This is a genomic window from Sphingopyxis microcysteis (assembly GCF_012274265.1).
GTDB classification, from domain to species: Bacteria; Pseudomonadota; Alphaproteobacteria; order Sphingomonadales; family Sphingomonadaceae; genus Sphingopyxis; species Sphingopyxis microcysteis.
Window position 1 is genome coordinate 262,114 of the sequence record NZ_JAANYY010000004.1, and the last position, 18,450, is coordinate 280,563.

Here is an 18,450-nt window from a genome sequence, read left to right on the forward strand (position 1 = left end):
GGGATTCGGGGGTTTCCCTAGACCCGCAGGCCCGGAGTGGAAAGGGGTCAGGCGTGGTCCAAATCGACGAGCGGGCGTTTGCCGACCAGCGCGCGCCAGCTTCCCACCGCAGCGAGCGCGAGCAGCAGGATCCAGCCGCCCGCTACCGAGGGGATCAACGCCCATGCAAAGGCGGCGGGGGCGATGATCGCCATCACCGTCGGGATCGCGGCGAGGATCGCGACGGTACCGAGCAGCGCCCACCAGCGGCCGAGCTGGGTCGCCGCGGCACCGATCGCGACATTGGTCGCTGCCAGCAGCAGGAATTTCGCCGCCACCGGATAGGGGAGGCTGGCCATGGCGGGCGAATAATCGCCCGCGGTAAAGGCGGCCTGGATGTCGAACAGCAGCCAGTTTTCATACGCATCGCACAGCGCTGCGGCGACGGGGAGCGCCGCCGCAGCAAGCAGCGGGCGGACGCGCAGTTCGCGCCACAGCGCAAGGCAGCCGCTGGTGAGGAAGCCGGCGTAGAGCAGCATGTAGAGATAATCCTGCTCGTTCCCCGCGCGCATCGCGGCGAGGGGGGTTACCTGCTGCGGGTCGGTGAAAAAGCCGAAGATCGCCTCGAGATCGGCCTGGCTCCCGGCAAATTCGAACGCCAGCACCGGCGCGCCATAGCCGGGGGCGATGTCGTGGCCGCTTTGCGGAAAGACCTGCGTCAGGTGGAGGCCGAACAGCAGCACCGCGATGCCGAACGCCAGCGTCCACAGCCACGCGCGCGTCGGTGCGGGCGGGCGCTCGCGCTGTGCCTCGATCCAGTGCTGAAGCCCCCCGACCATCGCTCAGATGTCCGGCGGAGCGCGGCGGCTCACCTTATTGGCACTCGGCGCATTTGCCGCGCACTTCGATCACCGGGCGCTCGGCGGCGAAGCCGGTGGCGTTGGCGGCGGCGCGAACCCCGGTCGAAAGCTTGTCGTCATCGACATGCACCGCGGTGCCGCATTCGTCGCAGATCAGGAAGATGCAGTCGTGCAGGCAGCCGGGATGGCTGTTCGCGACAAAGGCGTTGGCGCTCTCGACGCGGCGGACGAGGTTGTTCACGACGAACAGGTCGAGGATGCGATAGACGCTGTTCGGCGCGACGCGCTTGCCGCGTTTCTGCGAGACGATATCGGCGATTTCATAGGCGCTGGCGGGCTTGCCGATCGCGGCGACGGCTTCGAAAATCTGCGCGCGCATGTCGGTCCATGCTTCGCCCGCGCCCTCGAGCGCGGTCTGCGCCGCTTTGGCGAGCGAGGCGCCGCTAGCCTCGACGTGCGGATGATCATGCTTGCCCATGGGCGCTTCCTTGTGCTGCGCGCTGGTTCGCGCCAACTCGTCGAAAGAATGTAGGCTGTTTGAGGGGTGTCCGCAAGTTGCGGACCGGTCCATTCCGGCGCCAGGGTCGCGGGCGTTGCGCTATTAGTGTCGCGCGCGGCGGTTGAGGTCGTGGCCCAGCGCGACGACGGCGACGCCGATCATCGTCGCGAGCACTTCGCTGCCGTCGTGCGGCCGCGACAGCGCGCCCGCCATCATGCCGAGCCCGAAGCTGCCGACCGCGAACGGCATCATATAGCCGTGGCTGAGCACGCCCGAGACGAGGGTGATCAGCGCAAAGCCGATCGCGATGATCAGCCCGATTTCGTGGAACAGATGATTGTCGAGAAATACCCCGCCGACCGACGCGACCGAGGCGAAGAAAATCGTCGTCGCGAGGCAATGGACGAGGCACAGCCCCGACAGGCCCATCGCGAGCTGGTCGCCCGAAAGCGAGGTCAACGGTCGTGCGCCGCGCGCAGCCCGAACCATCGCGCCGAGGCGCGACTGGACAGGGGCAGGGCTGGCGACTTGGGTCACCCGATTCTCCGTTGGGGCAATTGCGATGCCGGATATGGCATAACATGACAAAGGTTACAATGTCACATCGTCCTTATCGCGCATTTTTAGGGCGGTGACGTCGACGGCGAGGTCGGGGCGAGCCGCTCGGCAAAGAGCTGGCGACTGGGGATCAGGTCGGTCAGCGCGTAGCGGTCGAGACGCGCAAGGAAATCGCCGACCGCCAGCGACAGCGCGCCTTGCAGTCCGCAAACCCCCGCGACCGGGCAGCCATTGGATCCTGCATCGAAACATTCGACAAAGCCGTCGAGCGTTTCGATGTCGCGGACGACCGATCCGACGTTGATTTCTTCGGCCGGGCGCGCGAGCGAGAGCCCGCCGCCGCGTCCGCGCCGGGCGACCACATAGCCAAGCTCGGCCAGTCGGCCCGCGACCTTCATCAGATGGTGCCGCGAAATGCCATAGGCGTCGGCAATATCGTCCACCGCCAGCTGACCGCCATGGGTGGCCAGCATCATCAGGGTGCGAAGCGCATAGTCGGTTTGAAGGTTGAGCCGCATATAAGGTGCATATGAGATATTGCTTTAAAAGGCAAAGCGCTTTAAAGGGTATTTCATATACCACTTAGCACCGGAACGATCCCGATGACGACCAGTCCCCATGCCACCGCGGCGCGCCAGTCGAAACGCGAAGCCGCCGAGGCGTTGCAAATCGACCCCGGCTTCATCCGGCAGATGGTCGAAGAATTTTACGCGACGATCCGTAGCGACGCCCGGCTGGGGCCGATCTTTGCCGCGCGCATTGCCGATTGGGACGAACATCTCGATCGCATGACCGCCTTTTGGTCGTCGGTGCTCCACGAAAGCGGCGGGTTTCGGGGCAATCCGATGGCCAAGCATATCGCGATCCCGGGTGTCGAGCGCGATGACTTCCTCCACTGGCTCGCGCTGTTCGGCGCGACGCTCGACCGGCTCGAACGCGACCCGCGCGCGACGCAGCTGATCGCCGCGCGGGCGCGGATGATCGCCGACAGCCTGCTGACCGGAATTCGCATCCACCGCGACGGTCGCACCGACGCTGACGCTCTGAAAGGACTGGAAGATGCTGGATGAAATGAACCTCTATGCCATGACCGACCCGCCGGGACGGAGCGCGCCCGACCCGCATGCGTATCGACCGGTATCGATCCCGGCTCATCCGGCGCATAATGCGTTGCAGGTTCCCGCGGCGATCTGGCGGGTGATGTTCGGCTGTTACGGCATCTTCCTCGGCGGGCTGCTCTATGCCACCGGTCGCGATGGCGAGGCGCTGTTCATGATCGCGATCAGCATCGGCTACACCATCCTCTATTTCGGATTGAGCGGGGTGTTGATCGGCCTCGACGGCCATGCCGCGCGGCCTGACCAGATCGCTGTGCGCGGCGACCTCGATACGTGGACCGGCCCGATGTCGCCGGGCGCGGTCGCGGGGCAGATCCTGACCATTCCGGTCTGTCTTGCCCTGTTCGGGGTCATCATTGCGGTGATCCGGGCGACGGTGGGATGACGGCCACGCGCTTGCCGGATGATTGCGAAGCCTATCGGCGGCTTGGCCCCTTTACTGCGGCGACGCTGCCGCTCGGTTTGCTCCGCGCGCACGCGCTGAAGCAGGGATGCTGGGGCGTGCTGGCGGTCGAGGCCGGTTCGGTCGGCTTTGTCTGGGAGGATGCGCCCGACGGGCCGATCCGTCTTGACGCGGGTGACAGCATCGTGATTCCCCCTGAACGGCGCCACCACCTCGCCGTCGACAGCGAATTCATGCTGGCGATTGGGCTCTACCGCCAATCGATACGATCGGCGGAGGAACCCTTCGTGGCTAGTTCTTAGCCGGCGCCCTCTTCGGCGCGCAGCGCCTTGCGGTCGAGCTTGCCGATCATCGTCTTGGGCAGGTTCAGGCGCACTTCGACCGCGATCACGCGCTCATGCTTGCCGAGCTGCGGGTTGAGCCAGGCGGCTAGTGCTTCGCCCGACACGTCATATCCTTCCTCGAGCGTGACAAAGGCCTTGGGCGCTTCGCCGCGATAGGCGTCGGGAACGCCGAGTACGATCGCTTCCTTGACCGCGGGATGCTCGTAGAGATGCGCCTCGATCACGCTTGGATAGACTTTGAAGCCGCCGACTGCGATCATGTCCTTCAGCCGGTCGACGATGCGGATATAGCCGCCGTCCTCGACCACCGCGACGTCGCCGGTGCGCAGCCAGCCGTCGGCGGTGAAGCTGTCGAGATCGGCGTCTGGGCGATTCCAATAGCCCTGCATGATCTGCGGCCCCTTGACTGCGAGCTCGCCGGGCTCGCCGTCGGGTGCGTCCTTCGACGGGTCTTCCTTGTCGAGCAGGCGGATGTGCGTCGCGGGGAGCGGCTGGCCGATCGTGCCGGGGCGGACCGGGCCGTCATAGGGGTTGGTCGCGACCACCCCCGAACTTTCGGTGAGGCCATAGCCCTCGACCAGCGAGGCGCCGGTCGCCGCGGTGAATTTTTCGCGTAGCTCGGCGGGCATCGGCGCGCCGCCCGAGATGCAGATGCGCAGCGAAGAGAAGTCGGTCTTGGCGAGGTCGGGATGGTCGAGCAGCGCCTGATACATCGTCGGCACCCCGGGGAGCGCCGTCGTCCGCGTCCGGGTGATCGCGGCGAGCGCCTGTCTGGCGTCGAAGCGCGGCAGCATGGTGATCGTGCCGCCGTTGAGGACAGTGCGGTTGAGTACGCAGGTGTTGGCAAAGACGTGAAAGAAGGGAAGGACGCCGAGGATGCGGTCGTCGGCCTGATGGTCTGGATCGATGGCATTCACCTGCCGCGCGTTGGCGGTCAGATTCTGGTGCGTCAGCTTCGCGCCCTTGGGCGTACCGGTGGTGCCGCCGGTATATTGGATCAGCGCGATGTCGCGCTCGGGATCGATCGCGACCGGATCGGGGCGACCGCCGTTGGCGATCAGCGCCGAAAATCGGACGATGCGCGGATCGGTGGGCAGGGGCGCGATCTCGGCGCGCTTGAACAATCGGTAGAGCGCGGACTTCGCGGCGGAGAGGCCGCCCGCGACCGAGCCGACGACGAGCCGCTGGAGGCTCGACCCGTCGAGGACTTTCAACGCGGTCGGCAGCAGCGCCGCGGCGCTGACGGTGAACAGCGTATCGGTCCCCGAATCCTCGACCTGATCCTCGAGCTCGCGCGCCGTGTACAGCGGCGAGAAATTGACCACCGTCGCGCCGATTGCCAGCGCGCCATAATAGGCTGCGACATAGTGCGGCACATTGGGCAGGAACAGCCCGACCCGGCTGCCCTTGCCGATCCCCAGTTGTTGCAGCCCGCGCGCGACCCGCGCGGCACCGCGGGCGACCTCGGCATAGCTGAAGCGGCGACCCATGAAGTCGAGCATGGCGGCATCCCCGCGCCGCGCCACGCTGGCGGCGAGCATTTCGGGAAGCGAAAGCGGCGCGAATGTCTGATCCCAGGCCGTCGGATGCTGATAGTCGGTCGACCAGGAATATTCGCTAGGCATCGCCGGTAAAAATCCTCTCATCCTGTTGGCATTCCTGACACTAGGGTCAGTAAGCCGACATCGCAACCGGGCGTGCTTGCGGCGCGCGGTCGGCGCCGCTAGGCAGGGCCATCTTTCTCGCCAGGGGTTTTGCCATGTTGCAGCTGTCGTCGCGCATTGCCGTATCACTCGCCATCCTTGCCGGTGCCGCGGCGCTGCCTGCGGCCGCGAAGGACAAGGCGCCGCCGCCGCGCCCGGCGCAGATCCAGGAACTTTACGCCTGCCGTGACATCGCCGATGCAGCGGCGCGGCTGGCCTGTTTCGACCGCGAGGTCGGCGAACTGTCGGCTGCCGATACGGCGCGCGAGATCACCTTTGCCGACCGCGCGACGATGAAAAAGGCGCGGCGTGGGCTGTTCGGCTTTTCGCTGCCCAATCTTGGTAGCCTGTTCGGCGGCGATGATGACGACGATAGAGACGAAGACAAGATCACCGCGATCGACACGACGATCGAATCGGTGTCGATGGATCGATCGGGCAAATATCGGCTGACGGTCGAGGGCGGCGCGGTGTGGGTGCAGATCGACGGCGTCGGATCGGTCCGCGAACCGCGCGTCGGCGACAAGATCAACATCAAGGCGGCGGCGATGGGCAGCTATTTTGCCAAGATCGAGGGACAGCGGCCGTTCCGCATGCGCCGCGAACGCTGACGCCGATCGCCCATAGCTGCGATTGGCCGGGCGCCGATGCCGGATAGTGCTGCCATCCCCACGCCGGGTGTCGGCGCGTCGCCGTTCGTGCTGCTCGACGATGCCCGGACGCGCGGCGCCGCGCCGGCGCGGCTGTTCACCAATCCGGTCGATCTATTGACCGCCGAAAAGCCGCATGACGTCCCGGCGCTGCTGGGCGCGATCGAGCGCGCGACGGCGCGGGGTCTCTATGCCGCCGGTTATCTGACGTATGAAGCCGGGCAGGGGCTCAGCACCGCGTGGCGGGGACCGCAGGTTGAGGGCGCGAGCGACGGGCCGCTCGGCTGGTTCGGATTGTTCGAGACGGTCGAACGGATCGATGCCGATGAAGTGCCGGGGCGGCTGCCTGATCCCGCCAGCGCCTGGATCGGCGCGATGGCGCCGCGGGTGGCGCGCGCCGACTATATCGCGGCGGTCGAAGCGGTGCTCGCCTATATCGCCGCGGGCGACATTTATCAGGCGAACCTGACCTTTCGCGCCGACGTGCCGGTGCTGGGCAATCCACTGGCGATCCATGCGCGGCTGCGGCAGACGGCGCGCGCGGGCTATGGCGGGGTGATCTGGACCGGCGACCGTGCGATCGTGTCGCATTCGCCCGAGCTGTTCTTCGCGCTGCGCGACGGCCAGGTGATGGCGCGGCCGATGAAGGGCACCGCGGCAAGGCTGCCCGATGCCGATGCCGACGCGGCGGCGGCGCGCACGCTGGCCGAGGATCCCAAGCAACGCGCCGAAAACCTGATGATCGTCGATCTGATCCGCAACGATCTGTCGCGCGTCGCGGTGCCGGGTTCGGTGGCGGTCCCCGACCTGTTTCGCGTCGAAAGCTTTCCGACGATCCACCAGCTGGTGTCCGACGTCAGCGCGCGCCTTCCCGAAGGCATTGGCGCGGTCGATGTGCTGCGTGCCGCCTTTCCGTGCGGGTCGATCACCGGCGCCCCCAAGGTCCGGGCGATGGAGATCATCGACGAATTGGAGGTGGGTGCACGCGGGCTGTACACCGGGTCGATCGGCTTTATCGAACCGGGCGGCGACGCGGCGTTCAATGTGGCGATCCGCACGCTGGTGTTTCCCCGCGCCAATGGCTTGCCAGAAGGCGCAAATCGCGCCACGCTGGGATTGGGTTCGGGAATTGTTGCCGACAGCGGGCCGGCTGACGAATGGCGTGAATGTCTGGCAAAGGGGGAGTTTGTGGGGGCAGCGGGGGCGCATTTCGACCTGATCGAAACCATGTTCTTTGATCCCGTCGAAGGGGTTCAGCGGCTGGAAGGGCATTTGGCGCGGATGAAGGCGAGCGCCGAAACGCTGGGCTTCCGGTTCGACCGGCACGGCGCGCGCAACAGCCTGCAATCGGCGACCTTTCGCTTGCGCAGCGCGGCGCGGGTGCGGATGCGGCTGGCGCCGTCGGGCGCGCTGGCGGTCGAGGTGTCGCCGCTGCCGCGACTGGCCGAACTGCCGGTGCCGGTGGCAGTGTGCCCGGCGCCACTGGCGGCTGACGATTTCCGCCTGAATCACAAAACCAGCCAGCGTGCCGCCTATGACGATGCACGCAAGGAAAGCGGCGCCGTCGAGGTCGTGTTTGTCGACGAACCGGGTTTTGTCACCGAGGGCAGCTGGAGCAATATCTTTGTCGAACGCGACGGCCAGCTGCTGACCCCGCCGCTGGCATTGGGGCTGCTTCCCGGCGTGCTGCGCGCCGAGCTGATCGACAAGGGGCGCGCGGTCGAATCGCATCTGCGACTGGCCGATCTGGCGAACGGCTTCTTTATCGGCAATTCGCTGCGCGGGCTCATCCCGGCGCGGCTGGTCGACTCGACCTGACGTTTCCATTTGCCGTCACCCCGGCGCAGGCCGGGGTCTCGCCGGTGCGTCAGGTAGCTAGGGCGAGATCCCGGCCTTCGCCGGGATGACCGCATCTTGAGTAGTGCATAGGTAAATTATCAACCAGCGCGCTTGCGAATTCGGGGCGGAGGCTTTAGGCGCGGCCCCGCGCAATTTCCTGTCAAATCGCCGCCTGTCCGCGCAAGCCACGGAAAGAAGTCTGATGTCGCTGAAGCCGCATATCTCCGCTGCCCTCAACCGTATCCAGCCCTCGGCGACGCTCGCGATGACCGCGCGCGTGTCGGCGCTGAAAGCCGCGGGCGTCGATGTGATTGGCCTCAGCGCGGGCGAACCCGATTTCGATACCCCCGATTTCGTCAAGGAAGCCGCGATCGAGGCAATCCGTAATGGCCAGACCAAATATACTTTGGTCGATGGCACGGTGGCGCTGAAGGAAGCGATCCGCGGCAAGTTCCGCCGCGACAACGGGCTCGATTTCGGGCTCGACCAGATTTCGGTCAACGTCGGCGGCAAGCACACACTGTTCAACGCGCTGGTCGCGACCGTCGACAAGGGCGACGAGGTCATCATCCCCGCGCCCTATTGGGTGAGCTATCCCGATATTGTCGCTTTCGCGGGCGGCAAGCCCGTGGTCATCGAGGGCAGCGCGGCGCAGAATTACAAGATCACCCCGGCGCAGCTCGACGCCGCCATCACCCCGAAAACGCGTTGGGTGATGCTCAATTCGCCGTCGAACCCGTCGGGCGCCGCCTATTCGGGTGAGGAACTCGACGCGCTGGGCGAAGTCATCCGCCGCCACCCGCATGTGATGGTGATGACCGACGATATGTACGAGCATGTCTGGTACGCCGATTTCGAATTTTCGACCTTTGCCCAGCGTTGCCCCGACCTGATCGACCGCATCCTGACCGTGAACGGCTGTTCGAAAGCCTATGCGATGACCGGCTGGCGCATCGGTTACGCGGGCGGTCCGGCCTGGCTGATCAAGGCGATGGGTAAATTGCAGTCGCAATCGACGTCGAACCCCTGTTCGATCGCGCAGGCCGCCGCCGCCGCCGCACTCGGCGGGCCGCAGCAGTTCCTCGACGACCGCAATGCGGCGTTCAAGAAACGCCGCGACATGGTGGTCGCGATGCTCAACGACGCGCCGGGCCTCAATTGCCCGACCCCCGACGGCGCCTTTTACGTCTATCCCGACGCCAGCGGCTGCATCGGCAAGACGACGCCCGACGGCAAGCTGATCGACAGCGACGAAGCGCTGATCGACTATTTCCTCGACAGCGCCAAGGTCGCGGCGGTGCATGGCGCCGCCTTTGGCCTGTCGCCCGCGTTCCGCGTCTCCTATGCGACGTCGGAAGCGGTGCTCAAGGAAGCGTGCGTGCGGATCCAGCAGGCGTGCGCCGCGCTGCGCTGACGCTACCCTTTTCGTCATCCCGGCGAAGGCCGGGATCTCGACATCTGCGGTAATAGTGGGCCGTTAGGGCGAGACCCCGGCCTTCGCCGGGGTGACGGTGATAGAATGTGGACGCATTTATGTACCGACCGGTCTTGTAATGCCGGTGGCGGAGCCTATCTGCACCTGAACGGCGGTTAAGCACCCGGTTCACCGGATAGTAAGCCATCCTGTTTAGGGTGACGGACATCACTGCACGGCTGGTCGGGGCGCGCCATATCGTCGGTGTAACCAAAGCGGCGTTGGCCGCGAACGCTATAAATGAAAAAAGAGGCTCCCCATGCTCAACCTTTTCCGCTCCGACTGGTTTTTGTCGATGCTCGCCGGCTTTGCGATCGGCGCCACCTACATCGTGCTGAATCAGCCTGCGTTGCCCATCCCGGCATGAAGCAAGCGGGCGGCGTACCCTTCCATCGGATCGTTGCGGCGCTTGCAGCGGGCGCGCTCGTCGCCCAATGCGCCCCGGCGCAGGCCGAAAGCGTCGTCAAACTACCCGCCGCTGTCGTCGACCCTGCGGTCAAGGGCAAGCGTGCCACCGCCGTGCTGGCGGGCGGCTGTTTCTGGGGCGTCGAGGGCGTGTTTGCCAACGTCAAAGGCGTGATCTCGGTCGAATCGGGCTATCATGGCGGCAGTGCCGCGACCGCGAAATATGAACTGACCCACGACGGCAAGTCGGGCCATGCCGAAGCGGTGCGGATCGTCTACGATCCAACGCAGGTCAGCTATGGCAGCTTGCTGCGCGTGCTATTTTCGGTGATCGCCGACCCGACCTTGAAGAACCGTCAGGGGCCTGACGTGGGATCGCAATATCGTGCCGCGATCGTCCCGCTCGATGCGACCCAGCGCCAGGTCGCGACCGCTTATCTGGCGCAGATCGGCAAGGGCAAATATTTTGCGCGGCCGATCGTGGTCCCGGTCGAAAGCTACAAGCGTTTCTATCGCGCCGAGCCCAATCATCAGGATTTCATGCGCCGCAACCCGTCGAACGGCTATATCATGCGCTGGGATGCGCCCAAGCTGGCGGCGTTCAAGCGGTTGTTTCCGGCCATGGTGCGCGCCACCCCCGCGCCCTGACGTCCCCGTGGTTCCGCCACTCGTCGCGCGGGAGGAATCATTCGTCGCAAACGACTAGCCCCCCTTGCCCGCCTGCGAGACCAGTTGGTTCGGGGATTTTGTACAAGTCGCAGGTTGCGGGGTTTTCATGAAGTTTGCGTTCTCGGGTCGGCCGCTTCTCGCCATGACGATGAGCGCCGCGGTGCTCGCCGGTTGCGTCAGCAGCGCGGCGGTGGTCCCGACGCCGCGGACCCAGGCCGCCACACCGCGCCCGGCGGCCACGCCGCGACCGGCGGGATCGGTAACCGTGCCGATCGGCCAGCCGGTGCGATCGACGATGCCGCGCCCCGCGGGTCCGCTCGATCCCGGCTTTCGCCGTCCGCCCGCAGGGCTTGCCGAACGTATCAATTTCCTGTGGCGCGGCTTTCCGGGCAAGACCGGGATCGCGGTCCAGCGCATCGACGGCGAATGGGCGATTGCCGAGCGCGGTGGCGAGCTGTTCCCCCAGCAGAGCGTATCGAAATTGTGGGTGGCGCTGACCGCGCTCGATGCCGTCGATCAGGGCCGGGTGCGGCTCGACCAGCAGGTGCGGATCGGCCCCGAGGATCTGACGCTGTTTTACCAGCCGCTCGCGGCGCGTGTCCGCGCCCAGGGTTCGGTCACTATGACGCTTCGACAGCTCATTGAAACCGCGATCACCCAAAGCGACAATACCGCGAACGACAGCGTGCTGCGCACGGTCGGCGGTCCGGGTGCGGTGCGCGCCTATATGGCGAAGAAGGATCTGGGCGCGATCCGCTTCGGCCCCGGTGAACGCTTGCTGCAAAGCGGGATTGCCGGGATGGGCTGGCAGCAAAGCTATTCGGTCGGGCGCAATTTCGAAACCGCGCGCGGCGCGCTGGCGCCGGCGACGCGCCGTGCGGCGATGGACAATTATCTCGCCAATCCGATCGACGGGGCAAGCCCGACGGCGATCGCCAGTGCGCTCACCCGGCTGGCGCGCGGGACGTTGCTCTCGCCCGAATCGACCGAATATCTTCTGGATGTGATGAGCCGTACGAAGAGCGGGCCGAAGCGGCTCAAGGCCGGGCTGCCACCGGGCTGGAAATTCATGCACAAGACGGGAACGGGCCAGAATCTGGGTGGCATGACCGCGGGCTACAACGATATCGGCATCGCCACCGCGCCCGACGGCACCCGCTATGCCATCGTCGTCATGATGGGGACCACCACGTCGCCGATCCCGGCGCGCATGGCGTTGATGCAGGCGGTGTCGAGCGCGGTCGCCGAATTTCATGGAAGATAATCGCTGATGCGCCTTGCTGTTCTATCGCTGTCGCTGTTTGCCTTGGCGGCTTGCGCCACGCCCGAAGCGCGGCTGCGTACCGGGCTGGTCAACGCCGGGCTGTCGCAGCCGATCGCGTCATGCATGGCCGAACGCATGGTCGACCGGCTGTCGCTGCTCCAGCTGCGCCGCCTCGGTTCGCTGTCGACGTTGAAGGACAAAAGGATGAGCGATTTGTCGCTGAACCAGTTCCTCCACAAGGTTCGTGCGCTGAAAGACCCGGAGATTTTGACGGTGACCACCAGCTCGGCGGCGCTCTGCGCTTTTCGCTAAAACCGCTGTCGTCATCCGGGCGGCGGTCGGGATCTCGACCTCGCGATAGGGCGCAACGATGAGATCCCGGTCTTCGCCGGGATGACGAAGGGATAAGCTTGCTCGCCGCGGCGGATAGAATCTCTTGCCGCCCCGGGACTAGCCTTGCCCGCCGACTTGTGCTTAGGCGGCGCCAATTCTCCCCGCCCCAAGACTCGAAAGGCCCGGCAGACCTCATGAACATCCACGAATATCAGGCGAAAGAACTGCTCGCGAAATTTGGCGTCGCCGTGCCCAAGGGCATCGCCGCGATGAGCGTCGAGGAAGCCGTCGCGGCGGCGAAGCAGCTGCCCGGGCCGCTCTATGTCGTGAAATCGCAGATCCACGCCGGTGGCCGCGGCAAGGGCAAGTTCAAGGAACTTGGCCCCGATGCAAAGGGCGGCGTCCGGCTGGCCAAGTCGATCGAAGAGGTCGAAGCGCACGCCAAGGATATGCTGGGCAACACGCTGGTGACGATCCAGACCGGCGAGGCCGGCAAGCAGGTCAACCGCCTCTACATCACCGACGGCGCCGACATTAAGCAGGAATTTTACCTCGCGCTCCTCGTCGACCGCGCGACCAGCCGCATTGCGGTCGTCGCCTCGACCGAGGGCGGGATGGACATCGAAACCGTCGCGCATGACACGCCCGACAAGATCCACACGATCACGATCGATCCCGCGACCGGTCTGATGCCGCACCACGGCCGCAGCGTCGCCGCGGCGCTCGGCCTGTCGGGCGATCTGGCGAAGCAGGCGGCGAAGGTTCTGGCGGGGCTCTACGCCGCGTTCCTTGGCACCGATGCCGAACAGATCGAAATCAACCCGCTCGCGGTTTGCGAAGGCGCCAATGGCGACGAGTTGCTGGTGCTCGACGCCAAGGTCGGTTTCGACGGCAATGCGATGTTCCGTCACAAGGACATTGCCGAGCTGCGCGACCTGACCGAAGAAGACCCCGCCGAGGTCGAGGCGTCGGAATATGACCTCGCCTATATCAAGCTCGACGGCAACATCGGCTGCATGGTGAACGGCGCAGGGTTGGCGATGGCGACGATGGACATCATCAAGCTGAACGGCGAATTCCCTGCCAACTTCCTTGACGTCGGCGGCGGCGCTTCGAAGGAAAAGGTCACCGCAGCGTTCAAGATCATCCTGAAGGATCCCGCGGTGAAGGGCATCCTCGTCAACATCTTTGGCGGCATCATGAAGTGCGACATCATCGCCGACGGCATCGTCGCGGCGGCGAAGGAAGTGAATCTGTCGGTGCCTTTGGTCGTCCGCCTCGAAGGCACCAACGTCCAGCAGGGCAAGGACATCCTCGCCAATTCGGGCCTGCCGATCGTCGCGGCAAACGATCTGGGCGACGCGGCAAAGAAGATTGTCGCCGAGGTTCGCGCGGTCGCGTGATAAAGCGCACCCTCTCCCCCCGGGAGAGGGATGCGAAGACTTGGCGGCTTGCCGCCTAGTCGAAGCTGGGTGAGGGGTATGCGAGCCGAAGGCTCGCGCGGCGCCAAGGCGCCGCCCACCCTCATCCAAGTTCGCCTAATCGCCTGCGGCGATAAGGCTCCCTATCCTTCTCCCATCAAGGGAGAAGGTATGCCGGGACTAGGTTGACGTTTACGTAAGCGCGAATTATGGCGCAGTGCACAAATTTGCTGAGAGGAGCTTTGAGCCCATGAAAATCCTCGTCCCCGTGAAGCGGGTGCTCGATTACAACGTGAAGCCGCGGGTGAAGGCCGACGGCACGGGCGTTGACCTTGCGAACGTCAAAATGTCGATGAACCCGTTCGACGAGATCGGGGTCGAAGAGGCGATCCGCCTCAAGGAAAAGGGGGTTGCGACCGAGATCGTCGCCGTGTCCGTCGGCCCGGCGAAGGCGCAGGAAACGCTGCGCACCGCGCTCGCAATGGGCGCCGACCGCGCGATCCTGGTGCAGACCGATGACGAAGTCGAACCGCTGGCGCTCGCGAAGATCTTCAAGGCGATTGCCGATGCCGAAGCGCCGGGTCTCGTGATCCTCGGCAAGCAGGCGATCGACGGCGACAACAACCAGACCGGCCAGATGCTCGCAGCCCTCACCGGCTGGGCGCAGGGTACCTTTGCCAGCGCGGTCAATGTCGAGGGCGATCATGTCAGCGTGACGCGCGAAGTCGACGGCGGTCTCGAGACGGTGAAGCTCAAGCTCCCCGCAATCGTCACCACCGACCTGCGTTTGAACGAGCCGCGCTACGCCTCGCTGCCGAACATCATGAAGGCAAAGTCGAAGCCGCTCGATACCAAGACCCCGGCCGATTACGGCGTCGATACCGCGCCGCGCGTCAAGACGGTCAAGGTTTCGGAACCGCCCGTCCGCTCGGCGGGTGTCAAGGTCGCCGATGTCGATGATCTGGTCGCCAAGCTGAAGGCGATCGGCGTCCACAGCTGATTGATTTCGACCCCCGTTCGTGTCGAGCGAAGTCGAGACACCCATCGTGAGAGCGTCAAGCCGAGGGGCATCTCGACTTCGCTCGATGCGAACGGGAAGGGATGAAGGAACAAGATTATGAAAACTCTGGTTTGGGTCGAACATGATGGTTCGTCGGTCAAGGACGCCACGCTTGCGGTCGTGACCGCTGCATCGAAGCTGGGCGAGGTTCATCTGCTCGTCGCCGGTTCGGGCGTCGATGCGGTGGCCAAGGAAGCCGCGCAGATCGCCGGTGTGGGCAAGGTCCACGTCGCCGACAACGCCGCCTTCGGTCATAATCTGCCCGAAAATGTCGCGCCGCTGATTGCCGAGCTGATGGCCTCGCACGATGCGTTCCTCGCGCCCGCGACGACCACCGGCAAGAATATTGCGCCGCGCGTTGCCGCGCTGCTCGACGTGATGCAGATTTCGGAAATCCTGTCGGTCGAGGGTCCGAAGACCTTCACCCGCCCGATCTACGCCGGCAACGCGATTGCGACTGTCGAATCGTCTGATGCGAAGCTGGTCCTGACCGTGCGCGGCACCGCGTTCGACAAGGCCGCGACCTCGGGCGGTTCGGGTACGGTCGAAGCCGTGGGTGCGGGCAGCGATGCCGGCATCTCGAGCTTCGTCGGCGCCGAAATCGCCAAGCAGGACCGCCCCGAACTCACTTCGGCGAAGATCATCGTGTCGGGTGGCCGTGCGCTCGGTTCGAGCGAAAAGTACGAAGAAGTCATCGTGCCGCTCGCCGACAAGCTCGGCGCCGCGCTCGGTGCCTCGCGCGCCGCGGTCGACGCGGGCTACGTCCCCAACGACTATCAGGTCGGCCAGACGGGCAAGATCGTCGCGCCGCAGGTCTATTTCGCGATCGGCATCTCGGGCGCGATCCAGCATCTTGCCGGGATGAAGGATTCGAAGACCATCGTCGCGATCAACAAGGACGAGGACGCCCCGATCTTCCAAGTCGCCGACTTCGGCCTCGTCGCCGATCTGTTCAGCGCCGTCCCCGAACTGACCGGCAAGATCTAAAACGGCCCTGCCGATGGCCGGCGACCATCCCGGAGTGCCTGGACTCGGCGACGCCCCGTTTAATGCAGGGGGTCGCCGGTCCACGCGCGCCGCGCCGGGCGGTTTCGACGACGAAGATCCGTCCGCCGAGGACGAAACCCACGGCCGGTCGCTGACGCTGGCCAGCGTCGCGCGCGATGCACGGCTCGACAAGAAATTCCTGCTGCTCATCACGCTATCGTCGGCGATCGCCACGCTGGGCCTGCTGCAAAGCTCGGCGGCGGTGGTGATCGGGGCGATGCTGGTGTCGCCGCTGCTCGGCCCAATCATGGGCGTCGGCTTCGGGCTGGCGACGCTCGAAACCAATCTGATCAAACGGTCGCTGGTGACGATGGCCGCGGGCATGGCGGTCGCGATCATCGTCGCGATGCTGATCATCTGGATGTCGCCGATCCAGGACGTCACGTCCGAACTGCGCGCGCGGACGCAGCCAACCCTGCTCGACCTCGGCGTCGCGGTCGTCGGCGGTATTGCGGGCGTCTATGCGATCATGCGCAAGCTGTCGGGGGTGATGGTCGGGGTCGCGATCGCGACCGCGCTGGTGCCGCCGCTGTCGACCGTCGGTTTCGGGCTGGCCACCGGCCGCTTCGACTTTGCGCTGGGCGCCGCGCTGCTGTTCCTGACCAACACGCTGGCGATCGCCTTTGCCGCCACCGCCGTGGCGCGGCTCAACCGTTTCGGGCCGTCGCTGACCCCGCAACATACCGCGATGCAGGTGATCGGGATCATCGTCACGCTGGGCATATTGTCGATCCCGCTGGCGCTGTCGCTGAACAATATCGCCCGCGAACTGCGCGCGCGCACGACGGTGCAGGCGAAGCTGGATGGCCTGCTGGGCGACGGCGACCGGATCGATACGCTGACCGTGCGGGTCGACAATGACGATATCGCGGTCGATGGGGTCGTGCTGGTCGATCAATATGCCGCGCGCCTGAATCAACGGCTGGCCAGTAACGTCCGCAGCGAGCTCGACCGCGATGTGCGCGTCAATATCGTCCAGCTGCGCCAGCAGACCAATGCCGCGGTGCAGTTTGAAGAGCGACTCAACCAGCGGATTGCAACGCTGGAACAGCGCGAGGCCGACAGCCGCAATATCCTGTCCGGGCTGACCGTTGGCGAACTGGTCCGCCGCGACCGGGTGCTGATCGACGCGCAGGCGCGCCGCGTCGTCGTCCAGCGCGATCGCGAGGCGGAGGGCGAACAAGTTGCCGCCGCGATCGATCGGATCATCGCGTCGGTGCAGGCGGATTTTCCGCAATGGCTGATCCAGAATGGCGCCCTGACGGCGGCCGAGAGTCCGCCAGCCGCGGAGGCGGTAGCCGAGTAGCGCCGCGCGGGCGCGCTGTTCGCGCCAGGGCCGCCATCGTCTTTGGGCCGAAGCCGATCCTTGGCACAAATGGCAGCTTGCCGTTTACGTAAACTGTAAGCACTATTGCCCGATGATCGACCTGAGTCACGCGCTGTCGGGCTTCATGCGCCGCATTGCCGGTCCCGGTGAATTGGCCGGCCTCGTTCGCCTGTCGGGCGGGGCGAATATGGAAAGCTGGGCGTTCGAGTGGGCGGGCGGCGCTTATGTGCTGCGGCGCGCGCCGTCGGCGGATTATATGGCGGGGCGCCCCTATGGCCATGCCGACGAGGCGGCGCTGGTGATCGCCGCCCATGCGGCAGGGGTGAAGGCGCCCGAGGTTGTCGGCGTGTTGTCCGAGGGTGACGGCATGGGCACCGGCTATGTCATGCGGCGGGTAATCGCCGAGGTGAGCCCGGCAAAGATATTGGCGAACCCGCCGCCGTCGCTATTGGCCGATCTTGGGCGCGAGCTGGCGCGCATTCATGCCATTCCTGCCGAGACCATTCCCGCTGCGATCCCGCTGATGGACACCGCCGCAGCGCTCGCCGAGCTGAAAGCGCGCTTTGCTGACTATGGTGGCGACCGGCCGGTGATCGCGCTCGCGATCAAATGGTGCGAGGATCATCTGCCGCCGCCCGCCGACCCGGTGCTGGTGCATGGCGATTACCGGATGGGCAATGTCATGGTTGACGCGGACGGGCTGGCCGTCGTGCTCGACTGGGAACTCGCGCATCGCGGCGATGCGCATGAGGATCTGGCGTTTGGGTGCATGACGGTGTGGCGGTTTGGGCGGATCGATCAGGCGGCGTTCGGGGTCGGCAGCCTCGACGATTATTTCGCGGCCTATGAAGCAGCGGGCGGGGCGCGGGTCGATCGCAACCGCTTCCATTTCTGGCTCGTCTATCGCACCCTGTGGTGGGCGCTCGGCTGCTTGCAGATGGGGCAGGCTTGGCGCAGTGGCGCCGATCCGACGGTCGAGCGTGTCGTCGTCGGGCGGCGCACTGCCGAACAGGAGCTGGACCTGCTGCTGTTGCTGGAAACCGAGGCGCCCGCGGCGGAGCGCACTCGCGCCTTGCCGCCTGCGCCGCCGCCAGCCGCAGCGCCGACCGGCGAGCCGGCCAATCGCGAGATGGTGCAGGCGGTGCGCGACTGGCTGGCCGAGGAGATCAAACCGGCGGCAGAGGGGCATGCCAAGTTTCAGGTCGCGGTCGCGATGAATGCGCTGGGGATCGTGATGCGCGATCTGGACGCGGGCGTGCGCGCGGAGGACAGGGCGCTCGCTGATCGCTTGCTCGGCGGCGCGGTGACGCTCGCCGAACCGGGCCTGCTTGCCCGACTGCGCCGCGCGGTGCTCGATAAATGCGCGGTCGACAGTCCCAAATATGCTGCGCTCGCGCGGGCCAAAACGCTGTGGGCAGTTGATCTAGCCCCGTAGCCCTGAGCCTGTCGAAGGGCGCTTATCGGATGGGCGCCCTTCGACAAGCTCAGGGCTACGGT

At 65.6% G+C, this 18,450-nt stretch carries 19 protein-coding genes; 14 read left to right on the forward strand and 5 right to left on the reverse strand.

What is annotated here, in order from left to right:
• Nucleotides 1-47: 47 nt before the first annotated feature.
• The 4 genes from G9408_RS12650 to G9408_RS12665 all read right to left on the reverse strand — a co-directional run bounded on the left by G9408_RS12650 (nt 48) and on the right by G9408_RS12665 (nt 2,414).
• Complete coding sequence (locus G9408_RS12650; RefSeq protein ID WP_168454356.1) at nt 48-818, reverse strand: hypothetical protein; 771 nt, start codon at nt 816-818, stop codon at nt 48-50.
• A gap of 34 nt (nt 819-852) precedes the next feature.
• Nucleotides 853-1,317 carry a Fur family transcriptional regulator gene (locus G9408_RS12655; protein ID WP_168454357.1) on the reverse strand — a complete coding sequence of 155 codons (465 nt, stop codon included), beginning with the start codon at nt 1,315-1,317 and terminating at the stop codon, nt 853-855.
• A 123-nt stretch (nt 1,318-1,440) separates the two neighbouring features.
• Nucleotides 1,441-1,875: a MerC domain-containing protein gene (locus G9408_RS12660; RefSeq protein WP_328804456.1), complete on the reverse strand. Its 435-nt coding sequence runs from the start codon at nt 1,873-1,875 to the stop codon at nt 1,441-1,443.
• 86 nt (nt 1,876-1,961) lie between these two features.
• The gene (locus tag G9408_RS12665) at nt 1,962-2,414 is read right to left on the reverse strand and encodes an RrF2 family transcriptional regulator (protein ID WP_168454358.1); all 453 of its coding nucleotides are present in this window, start codon (nt 2,412-2,414) and stop codon (nt 1,962-1,964) included.
• An 84-nt stretch (nt 2,415-2,498) separates the two neighbouring features.
• Here G9408_RS12665 and G9408_RS12670 point away from each other — a divergent pair, with 84 nt between their 5' ends.
• Genes G9408_RS12670 through G9408_RS12680 form a run of 3 tightly spaced genes read left to right on the forward strand, consistent with a single transcriptional unit; the run spans nt 2,499 to nt 3,719 of the window.
• Nucleotides 2,499-2,966 carry a group III truncated hemoglobin gene (locus G9408_RS12670; RefSeq protein WP_168454359.1) on the forward strand — a complete coding sequence of 156 codons (468 nt, stop codon included), beginning with the start codon at nt 2,499-2,501 and terminating at the stop codon, nt 2,964-2,966.
• Nucleotides 2,956-3,399 carry a hypothetical protein gene (locus tag G9408_RS12675; protein ID WP_168454360.1) on the forward strand — a complete coding sequence of 148 codons (444 nt, stop codon included), beginning with the start codon at nt 2,956-2,958 and terminating at the stop codon, nt 3,397-3,399. Before G9408_RS12670 ends, G9408_RS12675 begins: the two co-directional genes overlap by 11 nt.
• Nucleotides 3,396-3,719 carry a DUF1971 domain-containing protein gene (locus tag G9408_RS12680; RefSeq protein WP_168454361.1) on the forward strand — a complete coding sequence of 108 codons (324 nt, stop codon included), beginning with the start codon at nt 3,396-3,398 and terminating at the stop codon, nt 3,717-3,719. Before G9408_RS12675 ends, G9408_RS12680 begins: the two co-directional genes overlap by 4 nt.
• Here the strand turns inward: G9408_RS12680 and G9408_RS12685 are convergent.
• Nucleotides 3,716-5,386 (reverse strand): long-chain-fatty-acid--CoA ligase, encoded by a 1,671-nt coding sequence (locus tag G9408_RS12685; protein ID WP_168454362.1) that lies wholly within the window; start codon nt 5,384-5,386, stop codon nt 3,716-3,718. The genes G9408_RS12680 and G9408_RS12685 overlap by 4 nt on opposite strands.
• A gap of 134 nt (nt 5,387-5,520) precedes the next feature.
• On the opposite strand from G9408_RS12685, the gene G9408_RS12690 reads away from it, so the two are divergent.
• The 11 genes from G9408_RS12690 (at nt 5,521) to G9408_RS12740 (ending at nt 18,388) form a co-directional block, all read left to right on the forward strand.
• Nucleotides 5,521-6,075, forward strand: coding sequence for a hypothetical protein (locus G9408_RS12690; protein WP_168454363.1), 555 nt, complete (start codon nt 5,521-5,523; stop codon nt 6,073-6,075).
• A gap of 36 nt (nt 6,076-6,111) precedes the next feature.
• Entirely contained in the window at nt 6,112-7,932 is a 1,821-nt protein-coding gene (gene pabB, locus G9408_RS12695; protein ID WP_210423360.1) for an aminodeoxychorismate synthase component I, read from the forward strand.
• A 223-nt stretch (nt 7,933-8,155) separates the two neighbouring features.
• Complete coding sequence (locus G9408_RS12700; protein WP_168454364.1) at nt 8,156-9,367, forward strand: pyridoxal phosphate-dependent aminotransferase; 1,212 nt, start codon at nt 8,156-8,158, stop codon at nt 9,365-9,367.
• Nucleotides 9,368-9,790: 423 nt separating this feature from the next.
• Complete coding sequence (gene msrA, locus G9408_RS12705) at nt 9,791-10,480, forward strand: peptide-methionine (S)-S-oxide reductase MsrA (protein ID WP_168454365.1); 690 nt, start codon at nt 9,791-9,793, stop codon at nt 10,478-10,480.
• Nucleotides 10,481-10,607: 127 nt separating this feature from the next.
• Complete coding sequence (locus G9408_RS12710) at nt 10,608-11,765, forward strand: serine hydrolase (protein ID WP_168454366.1); 1,158 nt, start codon at nt 10,608-10,610, stop codon at nt 11,763-11,765.
• Nucleotides 11,766-11,771: 6 nt separating this feature from the next.
• Nucleotides 11,772-12,077, forward strand: coding sequence for a hypothetical protein (locus tag G9408_RS12715; protein ID WP_168454367.1), 306 nt, complete (start codon nt 11,772-11,774; stop codon nt 12,075-12,077).
• A gap of 215 nt (nt 12,078-12,292) precedes the next feature.
• Nucleotides 12,293-13,501: an ADP-forming succinate--CoA ligase subunit beta gene (sucC, locus tag G9408_RS12720; protein WP_120217253.1), complete on the forward strand. Its 1,209-nt coding sequence runs from the start codon at nt 12,293-12,295 to the stop codon at nt 13,499-13,501.
• Between the two features lie 268 nt (nt 13,502-13,769).
• Nucleotides 13,770-14,519 (forward strand): electron transfer flavoprotein subunit beta/FixA family protein, encoded by a 750-nt coding sequence (locus tag G9408_RS12725; protein WP_168454368.1) that lies wholly within the window; start codon nt 13,770-13,772, stop codon nt 14,517-14,519.
• Between the two features lie 117 nt (nt 14,520-14,636).
• Nucleotides 14,637-15,566, forward strand: coding sequence for an electron transfer flavoprotein subunit alpha/FixB family protein (locus tag G9408_RS12730; protein ID WP_168454369.1), 930 nt, complete (start codon nt 14,637-14,639; stop codon nt 15,564-15,566).
• A gap of 13 nt (nt 15,567-15,579) precedes the next feature.
• Nucleotides 15,580-16,932 carry a TIGR00341 family protein gene (locus G9408_RS12735; RefSeq protein WP_168454370.1) on the forward strand — a complete coding sequence of 451 codons (1,353 nt, stop codon included), beginning with the start codon at nt 15,580-15,582 and terminating at the stop codon, nt 16,930-16,932.
• 112 nt (nt 16,933-17,044) lie between these two features.
• Nucleotides 17,045-18,388 (forward strand): phosphotransferase family protein, encoded by a 1,344-nt coding sequence (locus tag G9408_RS12740; RefSeq protein ID WP_168454371.1) that lies wholly within the window; start codon nt 17,045-17,047, stop codon nt 18,386-18,388.
• Nucleotides 18,389-18,450: the final 62 nt, after the last annotated feature.

Bases quoted from the DNA above. Each gene is read 5' to 3' on its own strand.
- G9408_RS12650 (WP_168454356.1), bottom strand. From the start codon at position 818: ATGGTCGGGGGGCTTCAGCACTGGATCGAGGCACAGCGCGAGCGCCCG.
- G9408_RS12655 (WP_168454357.1), bottom strand. From the start codon at position 1,317: ATGGGCAAGCATGATCATCCGCACGTCGAGGCTAGCGGCGCCTCGCTC.
- G9408_RS12665 (WP_168454358.1), bottom strand. From the start codon at position 2,414: ATGCGGCTCAACCTTCAAACCGACTATGCGCTTCGCACCCTGATGATG.
- G9408_RS12670 (WP_168454359.1), top strand. From the start codon at position 2,499: ATGACGACCAGTCCCCATGCCACCGCGGCGCGCCAGTCGAAACGCGAA.
- G9408_RS12675 (WP_168454360.1), top strand. From the start codon at position 2,956: ATGCTGGATGAAATGAACCTCTATGCCATGACCGACCCGCCGGGACGG.
- G9408_RS12680 (WP_168454361.1), top strand. From the start codon at position 3,396: ATGACGGCCACGCGCTTGCCGGATGATTGCGAAGCCTATCGGCGGCTT.
- G9408_RS12685 (WP_168454362.1), bottom strand. From the start codon at position 5,386: ATGCCTAGCGAATATTCCTGGTCGACCGACTATCAGCATCCGACGGCC.
- G9408_RS12690 (WP_168454363.1), top strand. From the start codon at position 5,521: ATGTTGCAGCTGTCGTCGCGCATTGCCGTATCACTCGCCATCCTTGCC.
- pabB (WP_210423360.1), top strand. From the start codon at position 6,112: ATGCCGGATAGTGCTGCCATCCCCACGCCGGGTGTCGGCGCGTCGCCG.
- G9408_RS12700 (WP_168454364.1), top strand. From the start codon at position 8,156: ATGTCGCTGAAGCCGCATATCTCCGCTGCCCTCAACCGTATCCAGCCC.
- msrA (WP_168454365.1), top strand. From the start codon at position 9,791: ATGAAGCAAGCGGGCGGCGTACCCTTCCATCGGATCGTTGCGGCGCTT.
- G9408_RS12710 (WP_168454366.1), top strand. From the start codon at position 10,608: ATGAAGTTTGCGTTCTCGGGTCGGCCGCTTCTCGCCATGACGATGAGC.
- G9408_RS12715 (WP_168454367.1), top strand. From the start codon at position 11,772: ATGCGCCTTGCTGTTCTATCGCTGTCGCTGTTTGCCTTGGCGGCTTGC.
- sucC (WP_120217253.1), top strand. From the start codon at position 12,293: ATGAACATCCACGAATATCAGGCGAAAGAACTGCTCGCGAAATTTGGC.
- G9408_RS12725 (WP_168454368.1), top strand. From the start codon at position 13,770: ATGAAAATCCTCGTCCCCGTGAAGCGGGTGCTCGATTACAACGTGAAG.
- G9408_RS12730 (WP_168454369.1), top strand. From the start codon at position 14,637: ATGAAAACTCTGGTTTGGGTCGAACATGATGGTTCGTCGGTCAAGGAC.
- G9408_RS12735 (WP_168454370.1), top strand. From the start codon at position 15,580: ATGGCCGGCGACCATCCCGGAGTGCCTGGACTCGGCGACGCCCCGTTT.
- G9408_RS12740 (WP_168454371.1), top strand. From the start codon at position 17,045: ATGATCGACCTGAGTCACGCGCTGTCGGGCTTCATGCGCCGCATTGCC.